This is a genomic window from Brachybacterium alimentarium, from assembly GCF_002332425.1.
In the GTDB taxonomy this organism is placed as follows: Bacteria; Actinomycetota; Actinomycetes; order Actinomycetales; family Dermabacteraceae; genus Brachybacterium; species Brachybacterium alimentarium.
Genome location: NZ_NRGS01000022.1, coordinates 204,900 through 230,173, shown reverse-complemented (window position 1 = coordinate 230,173; position 25,274 = coordinate 204,900). Strand labels below are relative to the sequence as shown.

Sequence of the window (25,274 nt, the reverse complement as noted above, 5' to 3'; positions counted from 1 at the left end):
CCCTCGCATCCCCTCACGCGGGAGGCGCCGGGGTGGCGTCCTCGCCCCGCGAGCGGATCTCCTCGAGCAGGGCGTCGACCTCCGGCATCGAGGTCGCGAACGGATCGAGCACCTGCACGGGCATCGCACCGGGCCTGGTCAGGCGGAAGCTGGTCCAGTCCACGACATGGTCCACCCCGTGCTCCTGGGCGGCGGCGACGACCTGCCCACGCAGGTGCGCACGGGTGGTGCGAGGCGCCGCCTCTCGCGCCGAGGCGATGTGCTCCTCCGACAGCTCCGCCGGTGCCAGCCCACGTCGCTGCAGCGTCTGGAAGACGCTCTGACCGGGATCGATGTCGTGGTACGCGAGATCGAGGCGCTCGATCGACGGATCGTCGAGCGCCACTGCCCTGCGCTCCCTGACCTGCTCGAACAGGCGCTCCTTGATCGCCCAGTCCAGGTGGGTCGCGGCCCAGGAACGATCACCCGTCGCCACGGCATCGATCGCCTTCTGCCAGGTGTCGAGCACCTCGTGCTCCTCGTCCTCGGCGAAGCGAGCGGCGAGATCCAGCCACCGCTGCTGCACGTCGACGGCATTCGTGGTCCCGCCGTCGGCCAGTGGGATCCGCTGGCGACCGGAGGAGTCCCGCGAGACGGCGCGAATCGTGGCGATGTCATCTCGGAGCGCGAGCTCGGGCAGCGCGCGGCCCGACTCGATCACCCGCAGCACCAGATCGGTGGTCGCGAATCGGAGGTGCGTGGAGACCTCGCTCATGGTCGAGTCGCCCACGATGACGTGCAGACGGCGGTACAGAGTGGGATCGCCGTGGGGCTCGTCACGGGTGTTGATGATCGGCCGGGTGCGGGTGGTGGCCGAGGAGACCGCCTCCCACATGTGGTCGCTGCGGCGCGAGAACACGAAGCGGGGGCCGTCCTCGTCCGCGACGACGCCACCGGCGCCGGTGACGATCTGTCGTGTCACCAGGAACGGCAGCAGGTACTTCGGGAGCCGGGTGAACTCGCCGCGTCGATCGACGAGGTAGTTCTCGTGGGAGCCGAACGCGTTGCCGGCGGAGTCCACGTTGTTCTTCAGCAGGTGGATCTGCGCGTCCTGCCCGTCGGCGGCCAGGCGTTCATTGGCCTGGTGAGCCAGATCCGCGAAGATCCGCTCTCCGGCGCGATCCTGCGCCACCAGCTCCCACCAGTCGTCGCACTCCGCCGTCGCGTACTCGGGATGGGAGCCGACGTCGAGGTAGAGACGGGCGGCATTGCGCAGGAACACGTTCGAGGAGCGGCCCATGGCCACGACGGGCCGGAACAGTTCGCGGGCGGCGGCCTCGGGCTCCATCGCCCGGGAGCCGTCGGCGCGCACGCAGACCAGGCCGAACTCGGTCTCTAACCCTCCGACGCGACGCTTCATCGGGTCACTGCCCGCCCTTCTGGACGAAGGAGCGCACGAAGGTCTCGGCGTTGGATTCCAGCACCGAGTCGATCTCGTCGAGCAGGTCGTCCGAGGCCTGCGCCGAGGCGAAGGTCTGGCCGCCGCCGGTGGCGGCCTCGGACTGCTCGTCCTCGGGTCCGGTGCCGGGGCCGTTCAGGGACTGCTGGGACATGATTCCTCCTCAGGACGGTGAGACGGCTCGGCGCAGGGCGTCGAGGATCGTCTCGGGATCGGTGGTCAGGTCGATGCCGTGGCGCTCGCACCACAGTGCCGAGCCCAGGCGCGGGTCCGCCAGGCGCAGACGGTATCCGCTGTCCTCGCCGGCGAGGGTGATGGTGTCCCACCCGGCCGCCGGCACGAGTCGGCGGTGAGCGGCGATGAGCCCACCGCGCAGATGGGCACGGGTGGAGGTCGGTGCGGTGGTGAGCGCGGCGTCGACCTCCTCCTGGCCGACGAGCGTGCGCACCGCGCCGGCGGCCCGCAGCTTCTCGAACAGGCCGCGCCCGGGCCGGAGGTCCGAGTACTGCAGGTCGATCATGAACAGCCGCGGGTCTCCCCACTCGAGGCCGTGGCGCTCGCGATAGCGGTTCAGCAGCTGCAGCTTCGCGACCCATTCGACGCGGTCCGCGGCCAGGAACGGGTCCTGCTCGAGCAGGTCCAGGAGTTCGCCCCACGCGGCGATCACCTGCGCTGTCTCCTCATCGGAGGTGTCGGCCACCTCGGCGAGGGCGCGGAGATGCTCGCGCTGGATCTGGAGCGCGGTGAGCTCACGGCCGTCGGCCAGCGTCACGGTGGCCTTCAGCGACGGGTCATGGCTGATCGTGTGCACGGCGGCCACGGGATCCTCCAGGCGCAGATCCGGCAGGATCGGGCGCCCCGTGCGGTGCTCCGCCTCGAGTGCGGCGAGCATCAGCGACGCGGAGCCGAGCTTGAGGAAGGTGGCCTCCTCCAGCAGGTTCGCATCGCCGATGATCACGTGCAGACGGCGGAAGCGCGACGGATCCGCATGGGGTTCGTCGCGGGTGTTCACGATGGGGCGGTTCAGGGTGGTCTCCAGGCCCACCTCCGCTTCCATGAAGTCGGCGCGCGAGGAGAGCTGGAACCCGGGGCGCTCCCCGCGGGTGCCCAGTCCCACGCGCCCGGCCCCCACCAGCACCTGGCGCGTGGCCAGGAACGGCAGCATCGCGGCGGTGACCCGTTCGAACGGCACCGCGCGGTCCACGAGGTAGTTCTCGTGGGTGCCGTACGAGGCGCCCTTGCCGTCGGTGTTGTTCTTGTACAGGGCGACCTCGGGAATGCCGTCGGCGGCGGCGAGGATGGTCATGGCGCGCCGGGCGATCTCCTCCCCTGCGCGGTCGGCGACGACGGCCTCGCGAGCACGCATGACCTCGGGGGCGGAGTACTCGGGGTGGGCGTGGTCGACGTACCAGCGGGCGCCGTTGGTCAGCACCGCGTTACCGATCGAGCGCTGGGCCGCCCAGGTGAGCACCTCGGCGTCGTCCCCGTCCGGGGGGAGCTCGGGACCGGCCAGCGGAGCGTCGAGATCGACGCTGGGCACGTGCGCGTCCCGGACCTCGTCGGTCAGCTGGGTGGGATGCGCGGCGGCGCGCTGCAGCTCGAAGCCGCGGGCGTCCCGCAGCGGGGTCTCGTCCCCGTAGTCCCAGCGCACACGTCGACCGCGCTCCCCCTCCTGCGGATCGAGCAGGGCGTAGGCCCCGACCACCAGGTGGGAGAGGAGGATCGAGCTGCCGGCGCCGGCCCGGGACCGGTCCTCGAGGTCGGCGTGCAGGACGCCGAACTCGGTCTCGATGCCCATGACGCGCTCGGTGGTCAGAGCCTCCTGCGAATCCTGCACGTCGTGCTGCCTGTCGTGGGCGCCGGTCACCGCTGGTCCTCCTCGAAGCTCGCGTCGGCCGCGCGGGAGCGGCCCTGGAGCGGCACCACCGCCTCCACCCGTCGGCGCGAGCCGCCCGGGGTCCCGGAGATGCGTGCCCAATCCTCGGGATGGGCGGCGGAGGGCATGTCCTCGTTCTCGACGAACTCGGCGGTGATCGCGTCGATCAGGTGCTGGGAGGTGAGGCCCACGCTGCCGGTGGAGAGCTGGTCCTTGACCGCGAGCTTCTTGGCGCGGTCGGTGATGTTCCGCAGCGTCGCGCCGGAGACGAAGTCCCGGAAGTGGAGCGTCTCGTGGGTGCCGTCGGAGAACTCCAGGCGTACGAACGCGGAGTCGGGTCCCTCGTCGTAGATCTCGCGCACGGCGACGTCCAGCAGCGCCTCGCGACTCTCCCGCATGGGGACGGCGTCGTCGAGGTAGAGGCCCAGGATCTCGCGACCGGCGCGCTGGTTGGGGCGGCGCACGCGGATCTTCACGTCGAGGCGTCCGGGCCGCAGGATCGCCGGATCGATCATGTCCTCACGGTTCGAGGCACCGATGACGATGACGTTGTCGAGGCCCTCGACGCCGTCGATCTCGGCGAGCAGCTGCGGCACGATCGTGGTCTCGACGTCGCTGGACAGGCCCGTGCCACGGGTGCGGAACAGCGCCTCCATCTCGTCGAAGAAGATCACCACGGGATGATCCGCGGCGGCCTTCTCCCGTGCGCGCTCGAACACCAGCCGGATCGAGCGCTCCGTCTCGCCGACGTACTTGTTCAGCAGCTCGGGTCCCTTGACGTTGAGGAACGCGGAGTTCTCGAGCGCCTCGGCGACGCTGACGCCGCGCACCTCGGCGCTGCGCAGCACCAGCTCGTGGGCGACGGCCTTGGCGATCATCGTCTTGCCGCATCCGGGCGGCCCGTACAGCAGGACGCCCTGGGGCGGGCGCAGGCCATAGGTGCGATAGAGGTCCTGTTGGAGGAAGGGCAGCTCCACGGCGTCGCGGATCGCCTCGATCTGCTCGCCGAGCCCGCCGATCTCCTCGAAGGACACGTCGGGGACCTGCTCGAGCACGAGGTCGGTGATCTCGGCGCGGTCGATCCGCTCCATCACGAGCTGGGCCTTGAGGTCGACGAGCACGTGGTCCCCGGGGTGGAGGGCCTCCTCGGCGAGCTCACCGGCCCGGCGCAGCACCCGGGTGTCGTCGGGCGCGACGGCGACCAGCACGCGGGAGTCGGCGAGCGACTCGACCACGGGGACGACGTTGCCGGCGTCTCCCGGCGGCACGGCCTCGACGGCGGCCAGGGCCTCGTTCAGGCGCAGCTCGGCGCCGGGATGCAGGGCGTCGAGGTCCAGGCTCGCAGCGGTCGCGACCCGCAGCCGCCGCCCGTTGTGGAGCACGTCGATCGTGGTGCCCTCGGCGCGGCGTAGGAAGGTCGCATAGGAGTTCGGCGGATCGCCCACCCGCTCCAGATCGCTCTTGAGCTCGACGATCTGGGCACGGGCGCTGCGCAGCCCGCCGACGAGCCGCTCGTTGTGGGCGGCGAGCTTCTCGAGCTCAGCGGTCATCTCCGCGTAGGTCTTCATCGTCATGCCTCTCCTTCCTGTTCTGAGCCGGTGGTCAGCGGGCGATCAGCGATCGCGGCCCTGGCGGATGTCCCGCAGGGCCCGCTTCAGCTTGCGCGGGGCCACACCGCGCTCGCCCACGTCCTGCGGTCCCCACTCGGCATCGGAGCCGCCGAAGCCCTCGTTGTCGGGGTGGTTCAGCTCCTCCTCGAGACGGGAGCCCGGCGCCGGTCGGGTCACCCGGGTCAGCGCCTGCGTGCCGTGCGCGGTGCGCCGGGCGGTGAGCAGGAACCCGGTGTGGGCGTTCATCCGGTGCTCGGGGCGCACGGCGAGACCCTCGAGGTGCCAGGGCCGCACGAAGCTCTCCCAGGCGTACGGCTCGGTGAACTCGCCGTGGGCCCGCAGGGCCTCGGCCGTGCGGGAGAGCTGGGTGACCGTGGCGACGTAGGCGAGGTAGACGCCTCCGGAGACGAGCACCTCGGCGGCGGCGTCCACGCATTCCCACGGGGCGAGCATGTCCAGCACCACCCGGTCCACCGCGGGCTCCCCCGGGGACAGCGTCGGGGCGAGGTCCTGGAAGTCGCCGACCGAGAGGTCCCACGCGGGGTGCGGGCCACCGAAGTAGGTCTCGACGTTCTCGCGCGCCACCTCGGCGAAGTCCTCGCGGCGCTCGATGGAGTGCACGGTGCCCTCGGGCCCGACGGCGCGCAGCAGGGCCGTGGTCAGTCCGCCGGAGCCGACGCCGGCCTCGAGCACCCGGGCGCCGGGGAAGATGTCGCCCCACATGAGGATCTGGGCGGAGTCCTTGGGGTAGATGATCGCGGCGCCCCGCGGCATCGCGAGCATGTAGTCGGAGTACAGCGGGCGCAGCGCCTGGTAGCGGGTGCCGTGGAGGTCCTCGACCACGACGCCGTCCTCGGCACCGATCAGCTGATCATGGCGGAGCACACCGCGATGGGTGTGGAACTCCCCGCCCTCCTTGAGGGTGATCGTGTGCAGACGGTTCTTGGCGTCGGCGAGCTGCACCTTGTCGCCGATCTCGAAGGGACCGGTGCGGTCCAGGCCCCGACCGGACGGGCGGGGAGCAGCGGCCGGAGCCTCGTCAGGGGCGGCGGGCGGCTGCGGCTGATCAGTCATGCGTCCAGCATATGACGCACCGTGAGACGTCTGCGTCGAAGAGTCATGTTGGTCACCGACCGCGCAGGAGGTCGTTGACATCGTCGCTCAGGATGATGCCCCGGATCTGACCCGGTTCCCCCATCGCGAGGTAGACGGGGACGGGCAGGGCGAGCATCGCCGAGACCAGCTCGCTGCCGCGCAGGGAGGCGTCCAGGAGACCGACCTCGCCGACCGGACCCGCCACCGCGCTGGCCGGCGTCCGCTCGCGATGGGCCGACGGCACCGCGGCGACGGCCTCCGGGAGGATCCGGTAGGCCCGGCCGACGACGCCGGGGCGGATGGCCCGCTGCTCCAGGACCAGGACGTTCGTGAGCTCCGCCTCGCTGCCCAGGCTCGAGAGCGTCTGCTGTGGGGTCACCAGGCGGAGGGGGCGGACGAGGTCGAGGGCGTCGAGTGTGTCGACGCGCCGCTGCAGGGTGGCCGCGTGCAGCGCGCTGGAGGCGCCCTGCCACAGCATCCCGGCGATGAGCATCGCCCAGACCAGGGTGAGCAGCAGGAACATGCCGGCGCCCTCGGCGCGCACGATCCACCACAGCGGGATCGCCACCACGGCGAGGGCGAGGGCGCGTCCCGTCCAGGCGGTCACGCGGGTGCCCAGCAGCGGGTTGCGCAGCACTCCCCCGAGCAGCGCCTCCACTGCTCGGCCGCCGTCCATGGGCAGGCCCGGGAGCAGGTTGAACACGGCCAGGGCGATGTTGAGGCGTGCGCAGAACGACCAGAAGACGGCGGCCGCCGTGCCGGGGCCCGACACGGACTCCGCGCCGAGAGCGACCAGTGCCAGGGCGAGATTGCTCACCGGTCCGGCCAGCGAGATCGCGACCGATGCACGCGCGGACATCTCCTTGCCGCGGTACTGGGTGTGTCCTCCCCACAGGGTCAGCGCGATGTGGTCGACCGTCGCCCCGAAGGCGCGAGCGCTGAGCGCGTGCGCTCCTTCGTGCACCAGGACGGAGACGATCATGAACAGTGCGATGCCCAGCGCGAGCAGCGCGGCAGGCACGGAGAGCACGTCGCCGGGACCGGAGAAGGACGGGTACAGGATCAGGGCGAGCACCAGCACGGTGACGAGCGTTCCCGGGCTGACGCGGATCGGCGGCAGCGAGCCGAGGCGCAGCGTGGGGCTCTTCATGGTGGTCTCCTCCGATGCCGGGCTGAGGGTCCCGGCGCAGGCCGAGGATATCGGCTGCTCCTGCACCCCGGCTCGGAGCCTCGGGCGGACCCTATGATGGAGAGATGAGTCGAATCGCCATCACGGCTTTCAGCGGATGGAACGACGCCGGAGAAGCCGCCAGCGGGGTGATCGAGCATCTGCTCGAGGTGTGGCCGTCCCGGCTGGTCGGGGCAGTCGATGCGGAGGAGTACATCGACTTCCAGGTCAATCGCCCCGAGATCCGCACCACCGAGGACGGGGAACGGGTGGTCGACTGGCCCGATACCGAGCTGCGCATCATGCAGCCTCCTCGCGGCCCCGAGCTGGTGACGGTGTTCGGACCCGAGCCGTCGCTGCACTGGAAGAGCTTCTGCGACGAGGTGCTCGAGCAGATGCAGGCGCTCGGCGTGACCTCCGTGATCTCGCTGGGAGCGCTCCTGGCGGATTCTCCGCACACGCGGCCGCTGCCGGTCTCCTCGGCGACCGAGCAGGGTCGGGACGGGCGGCCCGACGGCTCCGAGCTGTATTCGGGTCCGATCGGGGTGCCGACGATCCTTGCCCGCCGCACTGCGAGCGCGGGCCTGCCGACCACGAACGTGTGGGTGCAGGTTCCCCACTACGTCTCCCAGAACGCCTCCCCCAAGGCCGTGCTCGGGCTGATCCGTGAGGTGCAGGGACTGATCAGCGCGCCGATCCCGATCGCCGAGCTGGTCGAGGACGCCGAGGCGTGGGAACGCGGGGTCGATGAGCTGGCACGGACCGACGAGGACGTCGCGGACTACGTGCGCCGCTTGGAGCGCGCACAGGATGCCGCCGAGCTCCCGGAGGCGAGCGGCGAGGCGATCGCCAAGGAGTTCGAGCAGTTCCTGCGTCGGCGCCGAGAGTCGGAGTGAGCCGGCCCGCGGAGTGAGCCAGTCCGCGCAGTGAGCCAGTCCGCGCAGTGAGCCGGCCCGCTCGGGATCAGCCGCGCAGATCCAGCCCGAACAGGGCGTCGGCGGCTGCCGCGACGTCTCCAGGGGCGTCCGTCGGCCCGGACGGAGCCGACGTGTCGACCGGGAGGGACCCGTCCACCGCCCGCAGGGCCTGCGCCCAGGCGTCGAGCTCGGTGAGCGCTGTGGGAGTGTCCAGGTCCTCGCGCAGCGCGGCGCGCAGCGCCTCGACCGTGCGCGGATGGTGACCACCGGCCGCAGCGGCCGCGCGGTACGTTTCCAGGCGCGACTGGGCGAGCGCGACCTCGTCCTCGGACCAGGCCCAATCTGCCCGGTAGTGGTGGGCCATGAGCACCAGTCGCACCGTCATCGGGTCCATGCCGTCACGCACGAGCCGATGCACGAAGACGAGGTTCCCCAGCGACTTGCTCATCTTCTCGCCGTCGTGGGCGACCATGCCGCTGTGGGTGTAGGTGCTCGCGAAGCCGCGACCCAGGGCCACCGCATGGGCGGCGCTCAGGTCATGGTGGGGGAAGATCAGGTCGCTGCCGCCGGCCTGGATGTCGAAGGGCAGCCCGAGCCCCTCCTCGGCGATGCAGACGCACTCGACGTGCCAGCCGGGGCGACCCCGACCGAGCACCTCGGAGTCCCACGCGGGCTCCCCCTCCCGCTCGGCGCGCCACACCAGCGGATCGAAGATCCCCCGCTTGCCCGGGCGCTCCGGATCTCCACCGCGCTCGGCGAACACCGCGAGCATCTGCTGCTCGCTCCAGCCGGAGACGCCGCCCAGTGCGCCGTCGGCCGCGAGATCGAGGTACCAGTCCTCTCCCTCGGCGTCCGGGGTGGGGACCTGGTAGGCGCGGCCGCGGGCCTGCAGCGCGCTCACGGTCTCGATGATGCCGTCCATCGACTCGCTCACCGAGCGATAGGTCTCCGGGGCGATGATCCGCAGCGCTTCCATGTCCTCGGCGAACAGTGCCGTCTGGGAGGCGGCGAGGTCGCGCCAGTCCACCCCGTCACGGGTCGCGCGTTCGAGCAGCGGGTCGTCGACGTCGGTGATGTTCTGGGCCACCTCGACCTCGTGGCCGGTGTCCCGCAGGGCTCGACGCATGAGATCGGCGGCGTGATAGGTCGCGGCGTGGCCCAGGTGCGTCGCGTCGTACGGGGTGAGCCCGCAGACGTACACCCGGGCAAGGCCGGGAGTCAGCGGGATCTGCGGCGCGACCCGACCGGTCCGGGTGTCATGCAGCCTCAGCGGCAGGCCGGAAGCGGGAAGGGGCGAGAGCGAGGGGGAGGTCCAGGAATGCACCGTTCGATCATACGGTCCGGGACGAGGACGAGGAGCACGCGTGGCACTCGTCTCAGGCGCCGGCCAGGGGATCGATCACGCCGGACCACAGCAGCGCCAGCAGGATGACTCCAGCGACGACGCGGTAGGCGACGAACATCAGGTACGAGCGGTTCTCGATGATCTTCATGAACCAGACGATCACCGCATAGCCGACCGCGAAGGCCACCGCGGTCGACAGGGCCATCGCCAGCAGCGACGGCTCACCGGCCGCGGCCGCCGCGGCGTGGCCGTCCGTGGTCAGCAGGACGGGCACCTCCTTCGCGGCCTTGTACAGCCCCGAGGCGAAGACGGCGGGGATCGCGAGCAGGAAGGCGTAGCGGGCGGCGGCCTGGCGGGTGTAGCCCATGAGCAGTCCGGCCGTGATGGTGCCGCCGGAACGGGAGACGCCGGGGATCAGCGCCAGGGCCTGGGCGAGGCCGAAGAGGATGCCGTCGCGCACCGTGAGGTTCGTGAGCTCCTTGCGCTGCGGGGCGATGCGGTCCGCGAAGCCGAGCAGGATGCCGAAGAGGATCAGCATGGTCGCGGTGATGTAGAGGTTCCGCAGGCTGTGGTCGATCTGACTCTCGAACAGCAGGCCCAGCACACCGATCGGGATGGAGCCGATGATCACGAGCCAGCCCATGCGCACGTCCGGATCGGAGTGCGGGACCTTCCCGGCCAGCGCCTTGAACCACTTCCCGATGATCCGGGTGATGTCCTTCCAGAAGTAGATCAGGACCGCGGCCTCGGTGCCCAGCTGGATGATCGCGGTGAAGGCCGCCCCCGGGTCCTGGCCGGGTGCCATCAGCTCGCCGGCCACACGCACGTGGGCGCTCGAGGAGATGGGGAGGAATTCGGTGAGGCCCTGGACCAGCCCCAGGACGATCGCCTCGATGAACGACATGGACACTCCTCGGGGACGACGACCGCTTCAACAGGCCGACGCGTTCATCGACCCCGGACAGAGTACGCGGCGCCGGGCAGTGTGCCCGGCGCCGCGGAGGGAGCAGTGGTGAAGATGACGTGCAGTGTCGGTGAGGGGCTCAGCGCACGTCGGTGCCGCTGTCGTCCTCGTCGCTCTCGTCGTCGTCGTCGATCGCGTCGTCATCGAGATCGTCGAGGTCGTCCAGATCATCGAAGTCGTCGTCATCGTCCTCGTCGTCGTCCTCATCGGTGTCGAACACGATGAGAGGAGTGGCGATGTCGTAGGCGTCGAACAGCGCATCGTCGTAGTTGTCGAAGGCCGTGGTGAGCTGGTCGGTAGCAGCGTCCAGGGCGGGATCGTCGTCATCCCGGGAGGCGGCGGCCGCCTCGTAGTGACGTTCGAGGGCAGCGATCAGCGCAGCGAGAGCAGAGCGAGGATCCGAGTTCATGAGTGGACGGTACCCCGTCCGGAGGCAGAATGGACAGAGGGACCGACGAACACCCATGACTCAGCACCCACGACCCCAGGAGGACGGCAGTGCCCCCACTTCACAAGCCCTTGGCGGCCCGCATCGAACACATCCGTGACCCGCGCGGGCTGCGTGACCTCCCGGTCGAGCGGGGACGCCGTCCCGCCGACTACGAGTTCCAGATCATCACGGTCCCGCGCGAGAGCTCCGTCGGGCAGGTGCGTCGCACGCTCACGGAGCAAGCCGAGTACGGCCGCTGGGAGCACGCCCGGACCCGCGTCTACCTCGGTGGCGGCAAGAAGGTCTGGCTGCGTCGGCGCATCATCCGCGTCGAATCCACGCTCGACGACTTCCTGATGTACTGAGCACCGCCCGCGGGAGGGCCGGTCGCACCGCCGCTGCGGTGCGTCTGCGACGCGTCATCCACACTCGACGCCGTCCGGACGCGGCGGCAGGAGATCTCTGGTCCAATGACGGAGTGCCTGCCGCCACCATCCCGCTCACCACGCTCGCCGTGCTGCTGGTCGTGTACCTGCCGCCCGCGCTGGTGCTCGCCTGGGTGGACGGCCGGGAGCATCGCCTGCCCAATCGATGGGTGGGCGTCCTGACCCTCGGCGTGCTCGTCGCGCTGACTCTCGAAGGCGCGGTGCTCCCTGCGCAGCGCCAGACGCTGAGAGTCGCGCTGGTGCTCGCCCTCGTGCTCGGGGTGGGCGCCGTGCTCCTGGCCCTCCTCGCCCCGCCCCTGCTCGGGATGGGCGATGCGAAGACCCTCCCCGTGGTGGTGCTCATGAGTGCGGCGCTCGGCGGCGAGGTGCTCATCGCCTCGCTGCTGGGGATCGCCCTTCTGAGCGGTGCCGCCGGAGCCGCCGCGATCCTCTGGACCCGCCGCAGCGGAGTGCGCTTCGCCGTCGGCCCCCTCCTGCTGGCGGGCCCGTTCCTCGGGCTGCTCGGCGCACCGTTGGTGCGTGCAGCCCTGGGGACGAGCTGAGTTCGGGCCGGCCCGGCGGGATCAGGCCGCTCCTGCTGCCCCGCCGCGCTGGCGTCGCGCCTCGTAGAGCGCGATCGATCCGGCGACCGAGGCGTTGAGCGAGGAGGCGCTTCCGCCCATGGGGATCTCGGCGACCACGTCGCACGCCTCCCGCCAGCCGGCGCTCATCCCGACGGTCTCGTTGCCGACCACGAGCAGCACGGGGCCGGTGAGGTCGACCCCGGAGATCTCGAGACCGCCGGCCTCGTCCAGCCCGACCACGCTCCAGGGGGTGCCGGCCTGGCGCTGCTCCTGGATCCAGGCGAGCACCTCGTGATGCGAGGGCCGGCGCAGCACCGGCACGGCGAAGACCGAGCCGGTGCTGGCCCGGATCGCGGCCGGGTCCCAGACGTCAGCACTGTGACCGGTGACCACGACCCCGTCGGCGCCCAGCGCATCGGCGGTGCGCACCAGCGAGCCGATGTTGCCCGGGCCGGAGGGGCGGTCGAACACCACCACGAGGCCCGCCGGTGAGGGCACCAGGCGCGTCATGTCGTCCGACGGCAGTGCAGCCACCGCCAGCAGCTCGGGTGCGCCGTCGGCGCGCTCCCCCAGCTCCGTCATGAGCTCTGGGGTGAGCTCCACGACCGGACCGGGCGGATCCTGGAGCAACGCCTGCGCCCAGTGGGAGGGACGCTCCCGACCATCGGAGAGCAGCGCACGGATCGTGACCCCGTGGGCGATGGCCTGGGAGATGGGGCGCACGCCTTGGATGATCATCTCGCCGTTGCGGGTGCGCTTGGTGCGATTGGTGAGCAGGGACTGCCACTGCTGGAAGAGCGCATTGCGTCGCTCCAGACGGGCCGGGAGCCCCTGCCGGGCACCGGGCGTCGGGGGCGTCATGCCCCTGCTCCGCGATAGTCCAGCTGCCGCCACGCCTCGTACACGGCGATCGAGACCGCATTGGCGAGGTTGAGGGAACGGCGCGCCGGGAGCATCGGGATCCGCACGCGTGAGGTCACTCGGGGATGGTCCATCGCCTCGGCGGGAAGCCCGGTCGGCTCGGTGCCGAACAGGAGGATGTCCTCCGGTGTGTACTCGACGCTCTCGAAACCCACATCGGTCTGGGAGGTGAAGGCGTAGACCCGGGCACCGGGCACGGAGGCGAGGGCGGCGTCGAGATCGGTGTGGACACTCACGTCGGCGAGGTCGTGGTAGTCGAGCCCGGCCCGGCGCAGCTTCGCGTCCTCGAAGTCGAAGCCGAGGGGTTCGATGAGGTGGAGCCGCGCGCCGGTCACGGCGGACAGTCGGATCGCGTTGCCGGTGTTGCCCGCGATCACGGGCTCGTGGAGGAAGACATGGACCATGGAGCGATTCTTCCACGGGCCGGCGATGCATCACGCGCCAGCGATGGATGGCGGGGCCGTCCTGGGCACGCTGCCTGGGGAATCGGACGCGCAGCCTGAGGAATGAAGAAACCCCTCCTGATCGGCTCTCACCGATCAGAAGGGGTTGTTCCGTGTCCGAGAGGGGACTTGAACCCCTACGCCCTTATACGGGCACTAGCACCTCAAGCTAGCGCGTCTACCAATTCCGCCACCCGGACGAGTGGCCGCCTCTGCGACTCGAGAAATATAGCACGCACCCTGCGCCGATGTCGCACCGAAACGGCCTCTGCCAGCATCGACGTGAAGACAATCACGCCATCGCGTCGATGTGCGCCGGGTCCATCAGCGTATGCAGGAGGCGCAGCGCGGCCTCGATGCGCTCCGAGAGGGCGTTCGTGCTCGAGGGGACGAGTCGCGCGGCGAGGTCCTGCAGGGCCGCCGCCGCCAGGACGACCATCGTCGGGTCCGGATCGCGCAGCGATCCAGCATCCCAGAGGGCCAGGGTCTCGAGGACACCTTCGAGCTGCTCCGCGGCCTCGTGACGGCTCCCGGAGAGCAGGTCGACGCGGGCGCGAGTGGCCAGCGCGGTGCACTGCCGCAGCAGCGGCGTGGAGATGAGCGGCCCGATGTCGCGGGGTGGAGACACGACCAGCGGCTCCTCGGCGAGCCGCTCGGGCTCGTTGCCGTACGCCATCTCGGCCTCTCGGTGCAGGTCCATGGGTCACTTCCTCGCGCTGGTCCCGGGTGTCGACGGCGCACCGTCGAGCTCCCGTCACTTTACTACCTCTTTACCGGAAGTGGCAGTGGTGGTCGCTTCCGTCTCAGGCGCGCGTCGCGAGCTCGCCGCGTGCCGCCGCGAGCATCTCGGCGACGGGGGCGGCAGGAACTCCCAGCATGGAGCGGATCTGCATGTCCGCCTGATGCGTGAGCATCTCGAGCCCGTCGACCACCTCGCCGCCGCGCTCCATGACCACTTCCATCAGCGGCGCCGGCCAGGGATCGTAGAGCACATCGAGGAACTGCTCCGGGACCGCGAGCTCGGATCGCCCGCCCCAGGTCCCGGCGACCGCCCGGGCGCCGGCGACGGCCAAGGCACTGATCACGATCTGCGCCTCGAGCAGCTCGTGGCTGGCCTCCCACGGCACCTGCAGCACCGTCGCCCCGGAGCGTGCGGCGAGGGCCTGGAGCGGCTCCAGCTTGTGCGGGCTGCGGGCGCTCAGCCGGATATCGGTGACTCCGAGGTCGAGGAGCGCGGCGACCGCGCTGAGCGCCGTGGCCCCTGAGCCCAGCACTCCGCCCGTGGTCGCAGCGGTGGCCCCGTGGTCCCGCAGCGCGGCGACGATCCCGTGCACGTCGTGGTTCTCGGCGCGCCAGGACCCGTCGGGCCGACGCACGAGGGTGTTGGAGATCCCGAGCATGCGCGATGTGTCGTCGACCTCGGTGGCCAGGGCGAAGGCCTCGGGCTTGCCGGGCATGGTGACGCTCGCTCCCGTCAGGCTCCGCCCGCCGCCCTCCGTGAGGAACTCGGCGAGGCAGCCTGCCGGGACGTCGTGGCGCTCGTAGGCGGGACCGTCCGGTCCGGCGAGGCCGAGCTCCCGGTAGGCGGTGCGGTGCAGCACCGGGGAGAGCGAGTGCTCGACGGGCGAGCCGAGCACCGCGAAGCGGCGCCCCGCTCCTGCTGTCGCATCGTCCATGATCAGTCCTTCGTCGCCGCCCAGTCCTGCCATTCCTTGACGTTCTCCTCGTGCTCGGCCCAGGTCGCCGCGAACTTGGTCTCGCCGGTGTCGGTGTTGACGGTGACGAAGTAGAGCCAGTCGCCCTCGGGCGGATCCGCCGCGGCGTCGAGGGTCTCGGCACCGGGGGCGCCGATCGGCCCCGGCGGCAGTCCGGTGTTCAGATAGGTGTTGTAGGGGCTCTTCGTCTTCCGCTCCGCCGAGGTGGTGCCGACGCTCGCGGCCTTGCCGGTGAGGAAGTGGATCGTCGAGTCGAACTGCAGGGGCATCGGCGTCCCCTCGGCCTCGCCGACGCCCTCGAGCCGGTTGTAGATGGTGCGGACCACCATGCCGTAGTCGTCGCTCTCACGGACCTCGAGCTGGGCGAGCGAGGCCACGGTGAGCTTCTCGTGCCACTTGTCCTCGGGGATGTCCCGGGCGACGAGCTGCTTCTCCATGCTGTCCCACATCATCTGGATGACGTCCTCGGCGGTGGCGTCCTCGGGGATGTCGTAGCGTCCCGGCCAGAGGTAGCCCTCCAGGCTGTCCGCCGAGTTCTTCGGGATGCCGTACTCCGTGTAGTCGACCGCGGCCTCTTCGAAGTCCTCGACAGGGATGTCGGTCGCCTCCGACAGCAGCGGCCAGATCTGAGTGAGGTTGAGCCCCTCGGGGATGATCACCCGGTGCCCGGCGAGGTTCGACGGGTCCAGCAGCGCGTCGAGCGCACCGGCCGAGGTCATCTGCTGCTGGAGCCGGTACACGCCGGGCTCGATCGCGGCGGCCTCGCGCGTGTTGGAGAAGATGTTCACGAAGGGGCCGGGGGACTTGATGACATCGGCCTCGACCAGCGTCTCGGCGATGTCGGTTCCGGTATCACCCTGAGCGACCTCGACGATCACCTCGCCGCTCCCGGGGCCGGGGTAGTCCGCGGCCTCCTGCTCCACGCTCACGTTCGAGGTCAGCCAGCGATACCCCTGCACGCCTCCGAAACCCAGACCGCCCAGCACGGCCAGGACCAGCAGGATGGGCAGCACCGCGCGGAAGAAGCCGCCACGACGCGGCGCGGACCGTCGTCGTCCTCGGCGTCCCGGAGGCGCCGCGTGCTGATGCTCTGCGAGATCGTCGAAGGAGACGTTCTCCTCGTCGCTCATCCGGCATCCTCCTGGTCGGTGGTCGGGGCGGGGCCGGTCGTCGGCCCGGGAACGAGCTCCCCGGCGCGTGCCGAGGTGGCCCGCTCGATGTCCAGCGCCTGCTGGAGGATCAGGACGGCGGCGACCTGGTCCACGACCTGCCGGTGCTTGCGCCCCTTGCGGCCCGAGCTGTGCAGGGCCTGGTGCGCGCTCACCGTGGTCAGCCGCTCGTCGAGCAGGCGGATCTCGATGTCCTGGCCGCTCTCGGCGAGCAGGACGCCGAGATCGGCGGCGAACGAGCGGGCCTTCTCCGCCGCGCGGCCCTCGCTGCCGTTCAACGATCGCGGCAGCCCGACCATGATCACACGGGCCTCCGCTTCGAGCGCCTCATCGGCGACTCGGCGCGTCGCGACACCTCGGTCGGCGGTCTCCACCGGCGTCGCGATGAGCCCGTCCAGATCGCTGCGGGCGATGCCCACTCGCACGTCGCCGACATCGACGCCCAGACGGACGCCCCGAGGGAGCTCCGGCACGCCGCCGGTCCTCGCCGTGCCGTCGTCGCTGTCCATGCCCGTCATACGGCCGCGGTCGCCTCGACCGCAGCGCGGACGGAGGCCAGGGCCTCGGGGATGCGGGCGGGCTCGCCGCCGCCTCCCTGCGCCATGTCGGCCTTGCCGCCACCGCGGCCGCCCATCGCCTCGGCGCCCCTGCGAAGCAGGTCCCCGGCAGCGAGGCCGGCATCGCGAGCGGGCCCGTTGGTCGCGACGAGGAGCGCGGCCCGGCCGTCCGCATGCCCGGTGACCGCGACGACCGTCGGGGCGTCGTCCCCGAGGCGTGCCCGCAGGTCGAGCGCGAGAGTGCGCAGATCCCCGGCGGCGATGCCCTCGCCGGCGTCGTGCAGCACGGTGCGCACGCCGGCGATCTCGACCGACTGCTCGGCGAGCCTGCCGGCCTCTGCCTGCAGCTGCTGACCGCGCAGGGCGGCGAGCTGCTTCTCCATGTCCTTCATGCGCTGGGTCATCGAGGTGATGCGCTCGGGGAGGTCCTCGGCGGAGCCGACCTTCAGCATCTCCGAGAGCTGGGAGACGAGAGCATGCTCCTGAGCCTGGAACCGGTAGGCCGACAGGCCCACGAGGGCGTCGACGCGACGCACGCCGCTGCCGATGGAGGCCTCGCCCATGAGCTGGACCGTACCGATCGCGCCGGTGCTCGCGACGTGGGTGCCGCCGCACAGCTCGCGCGACCAGTCCCCGCCGATGGAGACCACGCGGACGATGTCTCCGTACTTCTCGCCGAACAGGGCCTGCGCACCGAGCGCACGCGCCTCGTCGATCGGCATCTGCTGATCGGTCACGGCCAGCTCGTCCTGGAGCAGCGTGTTCACGCGGCCCTCGATCTGCGCCAGGGCGCTGCGCGGCACTCCCTGCCCGTACCGGAAGTCGAAGCGCATGCGGCCGGGAGAGTTCTCCGAGCCGGCCTGAGTCGCGCCGTCGCCGAGCTCCTCGCGCAGTGACTGGTGGACCATGTGGGTGGCGGTGTGTGCACGAGCGATCGCGCCGCGCCGCTCGGTGTCGATCGACGCGACCGCGCTCGCCCCGGGGTGGACATCGCCCTCGACCAGCCGACCGCGGTGCACCGTCAGTCCCTTGACCGGCGCCTGGACGTCCTCGACCTCGACGATGCCGCCGCTGGCCAGCGTGATGCGGCCCTGGTCGGCGAGCTGGCCGCCCATCTCCGCGTAGAACGGGGTCGCGGCGAGCACCAGCTCGACATCGGCCGGCGCCTGCACGGAATCCACCAGGGCGCCGTCGACCAGCACGGATTCGACGGTCGTGGCGAGAGTGGACTCGGTGTAGCCCACGAAGGGCACCGCCTCGCCGCGCTCCCCCAGCAGCCGGTTGTACACCGCGGTGTCGGTGTGGCCGCCCTTCTTGGAGGCCGCATCGGCCCGCGCGCGTTCGCGCTGCTCGGACATCGCCGCGCGGAACCCCTCCTCGTCGACAGTCAGGCCCACCTCCTGCGCCATCTCGAGGGTGAGATCGATGGGGAAGCCGTAGGTGTCGTGCAGACGGAAGGCATCGGGGCCGGCGACACTGCGACCGCCCTCCTGCTTGACCGCCCCGGCGACCTGGTCGAAGATCGCGGTGCCGGTGACGAGGGTGCGACGGAAGGCCTCCTCCTCCGCATAGACGATGTCGCTGATGCGGGTGAAGTCCGCCTCGAGGCCGGGGTAGGACTCCACCATCGCCTCCTTCGAGACGGGGAGCAGCGCGGGCATGGACGGCTCCGCGTAGCCGAGCAGTCGCATCGAGCGCACCGCCCGACGGATCAGCCGGCGCAGCACGTAGCCGCGCCCTTCATTGCCCGGACGGACACCGTCGGCGACGAGCATAAGCGCGCTGCGCACGTGGTCACCGACGATCCGCAGGCGCACGTCGTCCTCGCCGTCGGCGCCGTAGACGCGACCCGAGAGCTCCTGCGCCTTCTCGATGACCCCGAAGACCTGGTCGATCTCGTACATGTTCTGCTTGTCCTGCAGGATGTACGCGAGGCGCTCCACGCCCATGCCGGTATCGATGGACTTCTGCTCGAGCTCCCCGAGCAGCGGATAGTCCTTGCCCTTGCCCTCACCGCGCAGGAACTGGTCGAACACCAGGTTCCAGATCTCGATGTAGCGGTCCTCGGCCTCCGCGCTGCCCGGCCACTCGTCCTGTCGTCCGCCCATGGCGTCCGGGCCGTACTCGGGGCCGCGGTCGTAGTGCCACTCCCCCGTCGAGCCCGCGGGGCCGGGCTGACCGGTGTCCCAGCAGCTCTCCTCCCAGGGCAGCTGCACGATCCGTGCGGGATCCAGCCCGATGACCTCGGTCAGGTGCTGATAGGACTCCTCGTCCTGCTCCCACAGCGTGATCCACAGCCGTGCCGGGTCCAGACCGAAGCCGCCGTCGTCCTGCGAGCTGGTGAGCAGCTCCCAGGAGAAGTCGATCGCGCCCTGCTTGAAGTAGTCCCCGAAGGAGAAGTTCCCCGCCATCTGGAAGAACGTGCCGTGGCGCGTGGTGCGCCCGACGTTCTCGATGTCATTGGTGCGGATGCACTTCTGGACGCTCACGGCGCGGTCGTACGGGGCCTTCTCGGTGCCCACGATGTACGGGATGAACGGGACCATGCCGGCGATCGTGAAGAGGATCGAGGGATCGTTCGACACGAGCGAGGCGCTGGGAACGACCTCGTGCTGCTTCTTCTCGAAGAAATCGAGCCAGCGACGATGGATCTCGGATGTGCGCATGGTCTGGGGAGGTCCTTCCTGGGACACCGGAAGCGGGCGCCGGACGGCGCCGAGAGGGAGATACGGACACGAAGGCCCCGGTCAGGGTACCGGAGTACACCCGCCGGGGCCTTGCGTGCCGCAGTGAGAAGAGTCAGCGCGCGTAGTACTCGACGACCATCTGGACGTCGCAGGTCACGGGGACCTCGACGCGCTTCGGACGGGCGACGAGCTTCGCCTTGAGCTCGCCCAGCTCGACCGAGAGGTACGAGGGGACGGAGGCCAGGACGTCCGAGTTGCCGCCTTCGGCAGCGATCTGGAACGACTCCATGGCCTGGCTCTTGGGCTTGATCTGGATGGTCTGGCCCGGCTTCACGCGGAAGGAGGGACGATCCACGATCTTGCCGTCGACCATCACGTGGCGGTGCACGACGGCCTGACGGGCCTGCAGGGTGGTGCGGGCGAAGCCGGAGCGCAGCACGAGGGCGTCGAGGCGCATCTCCAGCAGCTCGACCATGCTCTCACCGGTCAGGCCCGGCTCCTTCTTGGCATCCAGGTAGGCGCCGTGCATCTGCTTCTCGCGAATGCCGTACTGGGCGCGGAGACGCTGCTTCTCCTTCAGGCGCACGGCGTAGTCGGACTCGGTCCGACGGCGAGCACGGCCGTGCTCGCCCGGGGGGTACGGACGCTTCTCGAAGTACTTGACCGACTTGGGGGTCAGCGGGAGCCCGAGGGCTCGGGACAGGCGCGCCTGGCGGCGCGCACGGGTGACGTTGGTCACGAGGTATACCTCTTGTTCGGGTGTGGTGAATCCAGTCTTGCAGCCGCGGATTCAACGCCCAAGATTACCGCAGGCGAGGACCAGGCTCAACGACTTGGCCGTCAGGAGTGCCTCGAGTTCCTGTGGAGTCGCACACAACGGCGACCGCCGCCTGGGTCAGGTGCCGTCGCCGGAGCGCAGGATCCGTCGCAGCGCGTCGACCCGCCTGCTGGTCTGCGCCTCGTTGCCGTGCCCCTTGGGGTGGTAGTAGTCCACGCCGACGAGGTCGTCCGGCGGGTACTGCTGGGCCACGACGCCGTGGGGAGCGTCGTGCGCGTAGCGGTACTCGGTGCCGTGCCCCAGCTTCTCGGCCCCCGCGTAGTGCGCGTCGCGCAGATGGGACGGCACTCCGCTGCCCCTGCCCTCGCGCACATCCGCGATCGCCGCATCCAGCGCCCGGTAGGAGGCGTTGGACTTCGGGGCGGTGGCGATGTGCACGACCGCCTGCGCGAGCGGGATGCGCCCCTCGGGCATCCCGAGCATCTGCACGGCCTGCATGGCGGCGACCGCCACCTGCAGCGCGCTCGGATCCGCCATGCCCACCTCCTCGCCTGCGGCGATGACGACCCGTCGGGCGATGAACCGGGGATCCTCACCCGACTCGATCATCTGGGCGAGATAGTGCAGTGAGGCGTCGACGTCGCTGCCCCGCATGGACTTGATGAATGCGCTGGTGACGTCGTAGTGCTGGTCCCCGCCCCTGTCGTAGCGCAGAGCGGCCCGGTTCACGGCCTGGGCGAGGGTCTGAGCGTCGATCTCCCGGGAGTCCTTCAGGAGGGCCGCGGCCGCTGCGGCCTCGAGCGAGGTGAGGATCTTGCGGGCGTCACCTCCCCCCAGTCGCAGCAGCGCCTCCCGGGCGTCATCGGTGAGGGTGACGGAGTCGCCGAGACCTCGCTCGTCGCTCAGGGCACGGTCGACCAGCGTGCTGAGGTCCGAGCGCTCCAGCGGCTCCAGCGTGAGCACGATCGAGCGGGAGAGCAGCGGAGAGATCACGGAGAAGTAAGGGTTCTCGGTGGTCGCGGCCACCAGGGTCACCCATCGGTTCTCGACGCTCGGGAGCAGTGCGTCCTGCTGGGATTTCGAGAAGCGGTGCACCTCGTCGATGAAGAGCACGGTCTCCCGGCCGATGGTGCGCAGTCGCGAGCGCGCCTGGTCGACCACCGCTCGGATGTCCTTGACACCGGCCAGCACCGCAGAGACCTCGACGAACTCACGATCACCGGACTGGGCGACCACATAGGCGAGAGTCGTCTTCCCCGTCCCGGGAGGGCCCCACAGGATGACCGAGCTGGGCGAGGTGCGGGAGTCGTCGGCCGCGACCAGCCGGCGCAGCGGACTGCCCGCCTCGAGCGCGGACTGCTGGCCGACGATCTCCTCGAGGGAGCGCGGGCGCATCCGCACGGCCAGGGGCGCACGGTGGTCGACGTTGCGGTCGGACAGCGTGCGTGGCGTCGGCGCGTCCCCGCCGAGCGAGAACAGATCCTCGTCCATGCCGTCAGCCTAGGCCGCCGTGCCGACGGTCCCTGACCGCCGACCCGACGGAAGGGGCCCACCTCACGAGAAGGGGCCCACCTCACGAGCCAGGCGACCGGGCCACGCCGGGCCTTCGTAGATCATCGCCGTATAGCCCTGGACGAGGTCCGCGCCGGCCTCGAGGCGGGTGCGCACGTCCTGCGCGGTGGTCACTCCCCCGCAGCTGATGATCACGGAGCTCTCGGGGAGCTCGCGGCGCAGCAGGGTCAGCATCTCCAGCGAGCGCTCGGCCAGCATCGGGCCGGAGAGACCCCCGCTGCCGATCGAGTCGATGCGGGAGCGGGTGGTGCGCAGCGACTCCGGGCGGGAGATGGTCGTGTTCGCCGCGATCACGCCGGCGAGCCCCACCTCCGTCGCCAGGTGCGCGACGGCCCGCACGTCGTCGTCGTGCAGGTCCGGCGCGATCTTCACCAGCACCGGGAGCTCGCGGCGCAGGCGACGCTCCGCCCTGCGTGCCTCGTCGACCACCGCCTCGAGGACCGGGCGCAGCATCTCGACCGTCTGGAGATCGCGCAGCCCCGGGGTGTTGGGGCTGGAGACGTTGATGGCGAGGTAGCTGGCATAGGGCGCGAGGATCCGCGCGGAGAAGCGATAGTCCTCGGCGGCGTCGTCGAGCGCAGTGACCTTCGACTTGCCGATGTTCACGCCGATCACGGCCCGCTGACCGCGCTCGGTGCGGCGGGCGGCGGCGAGGGACTTCGCGAGCGCGTGGGCGCCGTGGTTGTTGAACCCCATGCGATTGATGAGCGCCCGGTCGGGGATCAGCCGGAAGGAGCGCGGAGCCGGATTGCCCGGCTGCGCCTTCGCCGTCACGGTGCCCACTTCGACGTGGCCGAAGCCCAGGTCGAGCAGCGCGAGCGGCACCTCGCCGTCTTTGTCGAACCCGGCCGCGAGACCCAGAGGACTGCGATGATCCGCCCCGAGCACGCGCTTCGCCGGACGCGGGTCACGCATCGGGTCCGGGGTGCCGAAGAGCGCGCGCAGCAGCCAGGGGCCGCCGGGCAGGGAGTACGCCAGATGCAGGCTCCGCATGGTCATCCGGTGCGCCTGCTCGGCGTCCAGACGGCTGAGGGCATGAGAGAACACGGCCGTGTAGAGGCCGCGTTCTGAGGTGTCGTTCGTGGTCACGGGGATACCGTACGCGGTCACCGGGCGCTCACGGAGGCCTCAGGTCCCTTGCGCCGACCGCGCACGAGGAAGAACAGCGCCACGACCGGCAGCAGCAGCGGGACGTATCCGTAGCCCTGGCCGTAGACGGACCACACCGTCGCGTCGGGGAAGAGCGCCGGATCGAGCACCGACAGCGTGCCGACGGCGAGCACACCCACCAGCTCGACCAGGCACAGCACGAGCGCGGTCGTGGAACGGCGGCCGCCGCGCACCAGGGCGATCGTCACGGCGATGTAGGTCAGTGCCGCGACGAGCGAGAGCAGGTAGGCGACCGGCGCGAAGGAGAAGTCCCGGAGCATCTGGACGCTGCTGCGGGCCGTCGCCGCCAGGGAGAAGAGGCCGTAGACGACGATCAGCACGGCCTCGAACCCCCGAGAGGAGGCGCCCGTGGCGCCCGGCGAGACGGGAGCATCCGACGCGCCGGTCGGCTCCGGCACGCTCGGCACGCTCGGCGCAGCATCGCTGCGGTGTGTACGGGGATCTGTCATGCGAAGCCTCCCGGCCAGATCTGATGGAGGCGCATGAGCAGCACCACCGCGACGAGGGCGACCACGGCGATCACCATCGAGCCCCACCGGCTGCGCTCCCAGACGCCCACCCAGCTCCCGCCGATGACCATCGCGAAGCCGGTGAGGAGGTACCCGTACAGCGTGACGCGGTCCGCCGGGTGCCCGCCGGCGGCGTCGCGCAGTCCGATCACCGCGCCGAGCACCGCCCAGACCAGGGCGACGAGACCGGCAGCGCCCAGCAGCACCAGATCGGCACTGAGATCGCGGGCCGCGTAGTAGAAGCCCAGTGCCGCCGTCACGAGGCACACCACGGTCACCAGGATGCTCAGCGCCGTCATCGCCCTACCTGTTCTGCTCGTGCAAGGGTCCGGATGCGCCGTCGACGTGCGCGGCGGAGCACCGTGGAGCGCGGACATCCGGTCCGGGCCGCCTCTACGATAGAGGCATGCCCACCATTTCAGTTGCTGACGTATCCCTGCGTGACGTCGAGGCCGACGTCCTGATCCTTCCTCTGCTCGCCGGCGCGGGAGACGCCCCCTCCTACGTCCCCGGAGCGCCGGAGTTCTCCGAGGTCATCAAGGGTCTGGACCCCTCTTCCGGGCGCGGCGACGTGCACCGCATCCCGTCCTTCGACCTGACCGGTGCGGGCTCTCTGCTGCTGGTCGGTCTCGGTGAGGAGGATCTCGCGAAGATCTCCGCCGAGAACCTCCGTCTCGCGTTCGGCGCGGCCACCCGCGCGCTGGCCGGCATCGAGTCCGCCGCCGTCGCCCTGCCCGAGGGCTCCCCCGACCAGCTCGCCGCCGCCCTGGAGGGCGCCGCTCTGGGCGCCTATGCGTTCACCGGCCACAAGACCGCCGCCGGAACGCCCTCCGCGAAGGGGGCGCTCGCCTCCCTCACCGCACTGAGCGGGGAGGAGTCCGCCACGAGCGCCGCCGAGCGCGCCACGGTGCTGTCCGAGATCGTCGACCTCACCCGCGACCTGGTCAACACCCCGCCGAACCTCCTCTACCCCGAGGAGTTCGCACGCCGCGCGCAGGAGGCCGCCGCCGACCTCCCCCTCGCGGTCACGGTGCTCGACGAGGAGCAGCTGGCCGAGGGCGGCTACGGCGGGATCGTCGGCGTCGGCCAGGGATCCACACGTCCGCCGCGTCTGGTGCGAGTCGAGTACTCGCCCGAGAACGCCTCGAGCTCGGTCGCCCTGGTCGGCAAGGGGATCACCTTCGACACCGGCGGCATCTCGCTGAAGCCCGCGCCCGGCATGGATGACATGACGTCCGACATGACCGGCGCGGCCACCGTGCTGGCCGCGACCGTCGGCGCGGCCAGGCTCGGCCTGGACGTCAAGGTCATCACGTTCCTCGCGCTCGCCGAGAACATGCCCGGCGGCGGCGCCCAGCGCCCCGGCGACGTGGTCACCATGCGCAACGGCAAGACCGTCGAGGTCCTGAACACCGACGCCGAGGGCCGCATGGTCATGGCCGACGCTCTGGTCGATGCCGTGTCCGAGGGTCCCGATCTGGTGATGGACGTGGCGACCCTCACCGGTGCCGCGATGGTCGCGCTGGGCAAGCGCACCGCCGCCGTGATGGGCACCGAGCAGGCGCGGGATCTCGTCCTGGAGGCGGCCGACGTCTCGGGCGAGCCCTTCTGGCCCCTGCCCTTCCCCGCGGAGCTGCGCGCGGACCTCAACGGTCGCGTCGCGGACCTGCGCAACATCGGAGACCGCCCCGGCGGCGCGCTCTCCGCCGGCATCTTCCTCCAGGAGTTCGTGGGCGATGCGGAGTGGGCGCACCTCGATATCGCCGGCCCCGGATTCGCCTCGGCGCCGCTGGGATACATGAGCAAGGGGGCGACGGGCATGAGCGTCCGCACCGTGCTGCAGGTGCTCGAGGAGCGCGCCGCGCGCTCCGGCAAGTGATCCACGCCGCGCAACCGGGCTG

Annotated in this window: 25 protein-coding genes and 1 tRNA gene; 4 read left to right on the top strand and 22 right to left on the bottom strand. The window is 70.8% G+C overall.

The window, feature by feature from the left end:
• Window positions 1–13 precede the first annotated feature (13 nt).
• The 6 genes from pafA to CIK71_RS13425 all read right to left on the bottom strand — a co-directional run bounded on the left by pafA (window position 14) and on the right by CIK71_RS13425 (window position 7,169).
• Window positions 14–1,399, bottom strand: coding sequence for a Pup--protein ligase (gene pafA / locus CIK71_RS13450; protein ID WP_096166177.1), 1,386 nt, complete (start codon window positions 1,397–1,399; stop codon window positions 14–16).
• Between the two features lie 4 nt (window positions 1,400–1,403).
• Entirely contained in the window at window positions 1,404–1,592 is a 189-nt protein-coding gene (locus CIK71_RS13445) for a ubiquitin-like protein Pup (protein WP_096166176.1), read from the bottom strand.
• 9 nt (window positions 1,593–1,601) lie between these two features.
• Window positions 1,602–3,236, bottom strand: coding sequence for a depupylase/deamidase Dop (gene dop / locus CIK71_RS13440; protein ID WP_096166235.1), 1,635 nt, complete (start codon window positions 3,234–3,236; stop codon window positions 1,602–1,604).
• 65 nt (window positions 3,237–3,301) lie between these two features.
• A complete protein-coding gene (gene arc, locus CIK71_RS13435) occupies window positions 3,302–4,882 on the bottom strand; it encodes a proteasome ATPase (RefSeq protein WP_096166234.1) in 1,581 nt (526 codons plus the stop codon).
• A 45-nt stretch (window positions 4,883–4,927) separates the two neighbouring features.
• Window positions 4,928–5,998: a tRNA (adenine-N1)-methyltransferase gene (locus CIK71_RS13430; RefSeq protein ID WP_096166175.1), complete on the bottom strand. Its 1,071-nt coding sequence runs from the start codon at window positions 5,996–5,998 to the stop codon at window positions 4,928–4,930.
• A gap of 52 nt (window positions 5,999–6,050) precedes the next feature.
• Complete coding sequence (locus tag CIK71_RS13425) at window positions 6,051–7,169, bottom strand: site-2 protease family protein (RefSeq protein WP_096166174.1); 1,119 nt, start codon at window positions 7,167–7,169, stop codon at window positions 6,051–6,053.
• Window positions 7,170–7,273: 104 nt separating this feature from the next.
• Between CIK71_RS13425 and CIK71_RS13420 the strand changes: the two genes are divergently transcribed.
• Window positions 7,274–8,083: a PAC2 family protein gene (locus tag CIK71_RS13420; RefSeq protein ID WP_096166173.1), complete on the top strand. Its 810-nt coding sequence runs from the start codon at window positions 7,274–7,276 to the stop codon at window positions 8,081–8,083.
• A 67-nt stretch (window positions 8,084–8,150) separates the two neighbouring features.
• Here the strand turns inward: CIK71_RS13420 and mshC are convergent, their stop codons facing one another.
• The 3 genes from mshC to CIK71_RS13405 form a co-directional block, all read right to left on the bottom strand.
• Window positions 8,151–9,428, bottom strand: a complete 1,278-nt coding sequence (mshC, locus tag CIK71_RS13415; RefSeq protein WP_096166172.1) for a cysteine--1-D-myo-inosityl 2-amino-2-deoxy-alpha-D-glucopyranoside ligase — start codon at window positions 9,426–9,428, stop codon at window positions 8,151–8,153.
• 52 nt (window positions 9,429–9,480) lie between these two features.
• Window positions 9,481–10,353, bottom strand: a complete 873-nt coding sequence (locus CIK71_RS13410; protein ID WP_096166171.1) for an undecaprenyl-diphosphate phosphatase — start codon at window positions 10,351–10,353, stop codon at window positions 9,481–9,483.
• Between the two features lie 139 nt (window positions 10,354–10,492).
• Window positions 10,493–10,822: a DNA primase gene (locus CIK71_RS13405; protein WP_096166170.1), complete on the bottom strand. Its 330-nt coding sequence runs from the start codon at window positions 10,820–10,822 to the stop codon at window positions 10,493–10,495.
• Between the two features lie 89 nt (window positions 10,823–10,911).
• Here CIK71_RS13405 and CIK71_RS13400 point away from each other — a divergent pair, with 89 nt between their 5' ends.
• Together CIK71_RS13400 and CIK71_RS13395 are read left to right on the top strand one after the other, a co-directional pair.
• Entirely contained in the window at window positions 10,912–11,208 is a 297-nt protein-coding gene (locus CIK71_RS13400; protein WP_096166169.1) for a DUF5703 family protein, read from the top strand.
• 113 nt (window positions 11,209–11,321) lie between these two features.
• The gene (locus tag CIK71_RS13395; protein WP_158541866.1) at window positions 11,322–11,831 is read left to right on the top strand and encodes a hypothetical protein; all 510 of its coding nucleotides are present in this window, start codon (window positions 11,322–11,324) and stop codon (window positions 11,829–11,831) included.
• 21 nt (window positions 11,832–11,852) lie between these two features.
• On the opposite strand, the gene CIK71_RS13390 is transcribed toward CIK71_RS13395, so the two are convergent.
• From CIK71_RS13390 to CIK71_RS13330, 13 genes are all read right to left on the bottom strand, one after another.
• Window positions 11,853–12,713, bottom strand: a complete 861-nt coding sequence (locus tag CIK71_RS13390; protein ID WP_096166168.1) for a TrmH family RNA methyltransferase — start codon at window positions 12,711–12,713, stop codon at window positions 11,853–11,855.
• Window positions 12,710–13,177 carry a tRNA (cytidine(34)-2'-O)-methyltransferase gene (locus CIK71_RS13385; protein WP_096166167.1) on the bottom strand — a complete coding sequence of 156 codons (468 nt, stop codon included), beginning with the start codon at window positions 13,175–13,177 and terminating at the stop codon, window positions 12,710–12,712. Before CIK71_RS13385 ends, CIK71_RS13390 begins: the two co-directional genes overlap by 4 nt.
• A gap of 153 nt (window positions 13,178–13,330) precedes the next feature.
• Window positions 13,331–13,416, bottom strand: a tRNA-Leu gene (locus CIK71_RS13380).
• A 92-nt stretch (window positions 13,417–13,508) separates the two neighbouring features.
• A complete protein-coding gene (locus CIK71_RS13375; RefSeq protein ID WP_096166166.1) occupies window positions 13,509–13,916 on the bottom strand; it encodes a hypothetical protein in 408 nt (135 codons plus the stop codon).
• A 103-nt stretch (window positions 13,917–14,019) separates the two neighbouring features.
• The gene (locus tag CIK71_RS13370) at window positions 14,020–14,925 is read right to left on the bottom strand and encodes a shikimate dehydrogenase (protein ID WP_241963856.1); all 906 of its coding nucleotides are present in this window, start codon (window positions 14,923–14,925) and stop codon (window positions 14,020–14,022) included.
• The gene (gene mltG, locus CIK71_RS13365; protein WP_096166165.1) at window positions 14,895–16,061 is read right to left on the bottom strand and encodes an endolytic transglycosylase MltG; all 1,167 of its coding nucleotides are present in this window, start codon (window positions 16,059–16,061) and stop codon (window positions 14,895–14,897) included. Before mltG ends, CIK71_RS13370 begins: the two co-directional genes overlap by 31 nt.
• Entirely contained in the window at window positions 16,058–16,609 is a 552-nt protein-coding gene (ruvX, locus tag CIK71_RS13360; protein ID WP_096166231.1) for a Holliday junction resolvase RuvX, read from the bottom strand. Before ruvX ends, mltG begins: the two co-directional genes overlap by 4 nt.
• A 5-nt stretch (window positions 16,610–16,614) precedes the next feature.
• Entirely contained in the window at window positions 16,615–19,323 is a 2,709-nt protein-coding gene (gene alaS / locus CIK71_RS13355) for an alanine--tRNA ligase (RefSeq protein WP_096166164.1), read from the bottom strand.
• 133 nt (window positions 19,324–19,456) lie between these two features.
• Complete coding sequence (rpsD, locus tag CIK71_RS13350) at window positions 19,457–20,083, bottom strand: 30S ribosomal protein S4 (protein WP_096166163.1); 627 nt, start codon at window positions 20,081–20,083, stop codon at window positions 19,457–19,459.
• A gap of 156 nt (window positions 20,084–20,239) precedes the next feature.
• Window positions 20,240–21,613: a replication-associated recombination protein A gene (locus CIK71_RS13345; RefSeq protein ID WP_096166162.1), complete on the bottom strand. Its 1,374-nt coding sequence runs from the start codon at window positions 21,611–21,613 to the stop codon at window positions 20,240–20,242.
• A 63-nt stretch (window positions 21,614–21,676) separates the two neighbouring features.
• Window positions 21,677–22,783, bottom strand: a complete 1,107-nt coding sequence (locus tag CIK71_RS13340) for a quinone-dependent dihydroorotate dehydrogenase (protein ID WP_096166230.1) — start codon at window positions 22,781–22,783, stop codon at window positions 21,677–21,679.
• A gap of 17 nt (window positions 22,784–22,800) precedes the next feature.
• The gene (locus CIK71_RS13335; RefSeq protein ID WP_338022881.1) at window positions 22,801–23,313 is read right to left on the bottom strand and encodes a hypothetical protein; all 513 of its coding nucleotides are present in this window, start codon (window positions 23,311–23,313) and stop codon (window positions 22,801–22,803) included.
• The gene (locus CIK71_RS13330) at window positions 23,310–23,672 is read right to left on the bottom strand and encodes a hypothetical protein (protein ID WP_096166160.1); all 363 of its coding nucleotides are present in this window, start codon (window positions 23,670–23,672) and stop codon (window positions 23,310–23,312) included. The genes CIK71_RS13335 and CIK71_RS13330 overlap by 4 nt, the downstream gene beginning before the upstream one ends.
• 107 nt (window positions 23,673–23,779) lie before the next feature.
• Between CIK71_RS13330 and CIK71_RS13325 the strand changes: the two genes are divergently transcribed.
• Window positions 23,780–25,252 (top strand): leucyl aminopeptidase, encoded by a 1,473-nt coding sequence (locus tag CIK71_RS13325; RefSeq protein WP_096166159.1) that lies wholly within the window; start codon window positions 23,780–23,782, stop codon window positions 25,250–25,252.
• Window positions 25,253–25,274: the final 22 nt, after the last annotated feature.

What these genes read in the sequence shown, in the direction of transcription:
- pafA (WP_096166177.1), bottom strand. Translation starts at nt 1,399, where the DNA reads ATGAAGCGTCGCGTCGGAGGGTTAGAGACCGAGTTCGGCCTGGTCTGC.
- CIK71_RS13445 (WP_096166176.1), bottom strand. Translation starts at nt 1,592, where the DNA reads ATGTCCCAGCAGTCCCTGAACGGCCCCGGCACCGGACCCGAGGACGAG.
- dop (WP_096166235.1), bottom strand. Translation starts at nt 3,236, where the DNA reads ATGGGCATCGAGACCGAGTTCGGCGTCCTGCACGCCGACCTCGAGGAC.
- arc (WP_096166234.1), bottom strand. Translation starts at nt 4,882, where the DNA reads ATGAAGACCTACGCGGAGATGACCGCTGAGCTCGAGAAGCTCGCCGCC.
- CIK71_RS13430 (WP_096166175.1), bottom strand. Translation starts at nt 5,998, where the DNA reads ATGACTGATCAGCCGCAGCCGCCCGCCGCCCCTGACGAGGCTCCGGCC.
- CIK71_RS13425 (WP_096166174.1), bottom strand. Translation starts at nt 7,169, where the DNA reads ATGAAGAGCCCCACGCTGCGCCTCGGCTCGCTGCCGCCGATCCGCGTC.
- CIK71_RS13420 (WP_096166173.1), top strand. Translation starts at nt 7,274, where the DNA reads ATGAGTCGAATCGCCATCACGGCTTTCAGCGGATGGAACGACGCCGGA.
- CIK71_RS13410 (WP_096166171.1), bottom strand. Translation starts at nt 10,353, where the DNA reads ATGTCGTTCATCGAGGCGATCGTCCTGGGGCTGGTCCAGGGCCTCACC.
- CIK71_RS13405 (WP_096166170.1), bottom strand. Translation starts at nt 10,822, where the DNA reads ATGAACTCGGATCCTCGCTCTGCTCTCGCTGCGCTGATCGCTGCCCTC.
- CIK71_RS13390 (WP_096166168.1), bottom strand. Translation starts at nt 12,713, where the DNA reads ATGACGCCCCCGACGCCCGGTGCCCGGCAGGGGCTCCCGGCCCGTCTG.
- CIK71_RS13385 (WP_096166167.1), bottom strand. Translation starts at nt 13,177, where the DNA reads ATGGTCCATGTCTTCCTCCACGAGCCCGTGATCGCGGGCAACACCGGC.
- CIK71_RS13375 (WP_096166166.1), bottom strand. Translation starts at nt 13,916, where the DNA reads ATGGACCTGCACCGAGAGGCCGAGATGGCGTACGGCAACGAGCCCGAG.
- CIK71_RS13370 (WP_241963856.1), bottom strand. Translation starts at nt 14,925, where the DNA reads ATGGCAGGACTGGGCGGCGACGAAGGACTGATCATGGACGATGCGACA.
- mltG (WP_096166165.1), bottom strand. Translation starts at nt 16,061, where the DNA reads ATGAGCGACGAGGAGAACGTCTCCTTCGACGATCTCGCAGAGCATCAG.
- ruvX (WP_096166231.1), bottom strand. Translation starts at nt 16,609, where the DNA reads ATGGACAGCGACGACGGCACGGCGAGGACCGGCGGCGTGCCGGAGCTC.
- alaS (WP_096166164.1), bottom strand. Translation starts at nt 19,323, where the DNA reads ATGCGCACATCCGAGATCCATCGTCGCTGGCTCGATTTCTTCGAGAAG.
- CIK71_RS13345 (WP_096166162.1), bottom strand. Translation starts at nt 21,613, where the DNA reads ATGGACGAGGATCTGTTCTCGCTCGGCGGGGACGCGCCGACGCCACGC.
- CIK71_RS13335 (WP_338022881.1), bottom strand. Translation starts at nt 23,313, where the DNA reads ATGACAGATCCCCGTACACACCGCAGCGATGCTGCGCCGAGCGTGCCG.
- CIK71_RS13330 (WP_096166160.1), bottom strand. Translation starts at nt 23,672, where the DNA reads ATGACGGCGCTGAGCATCCTGGTGACCGTGGTGTGCCTCGTGACGGCG.
- CIK71_RS13325 (WP_096166159.1), top strand. Translation starts at nt 23,780, where the DNA reads ATGCCCACCATTTCAGTTGCTGACGTATCCCTGCGTGACGTCGAGGCC.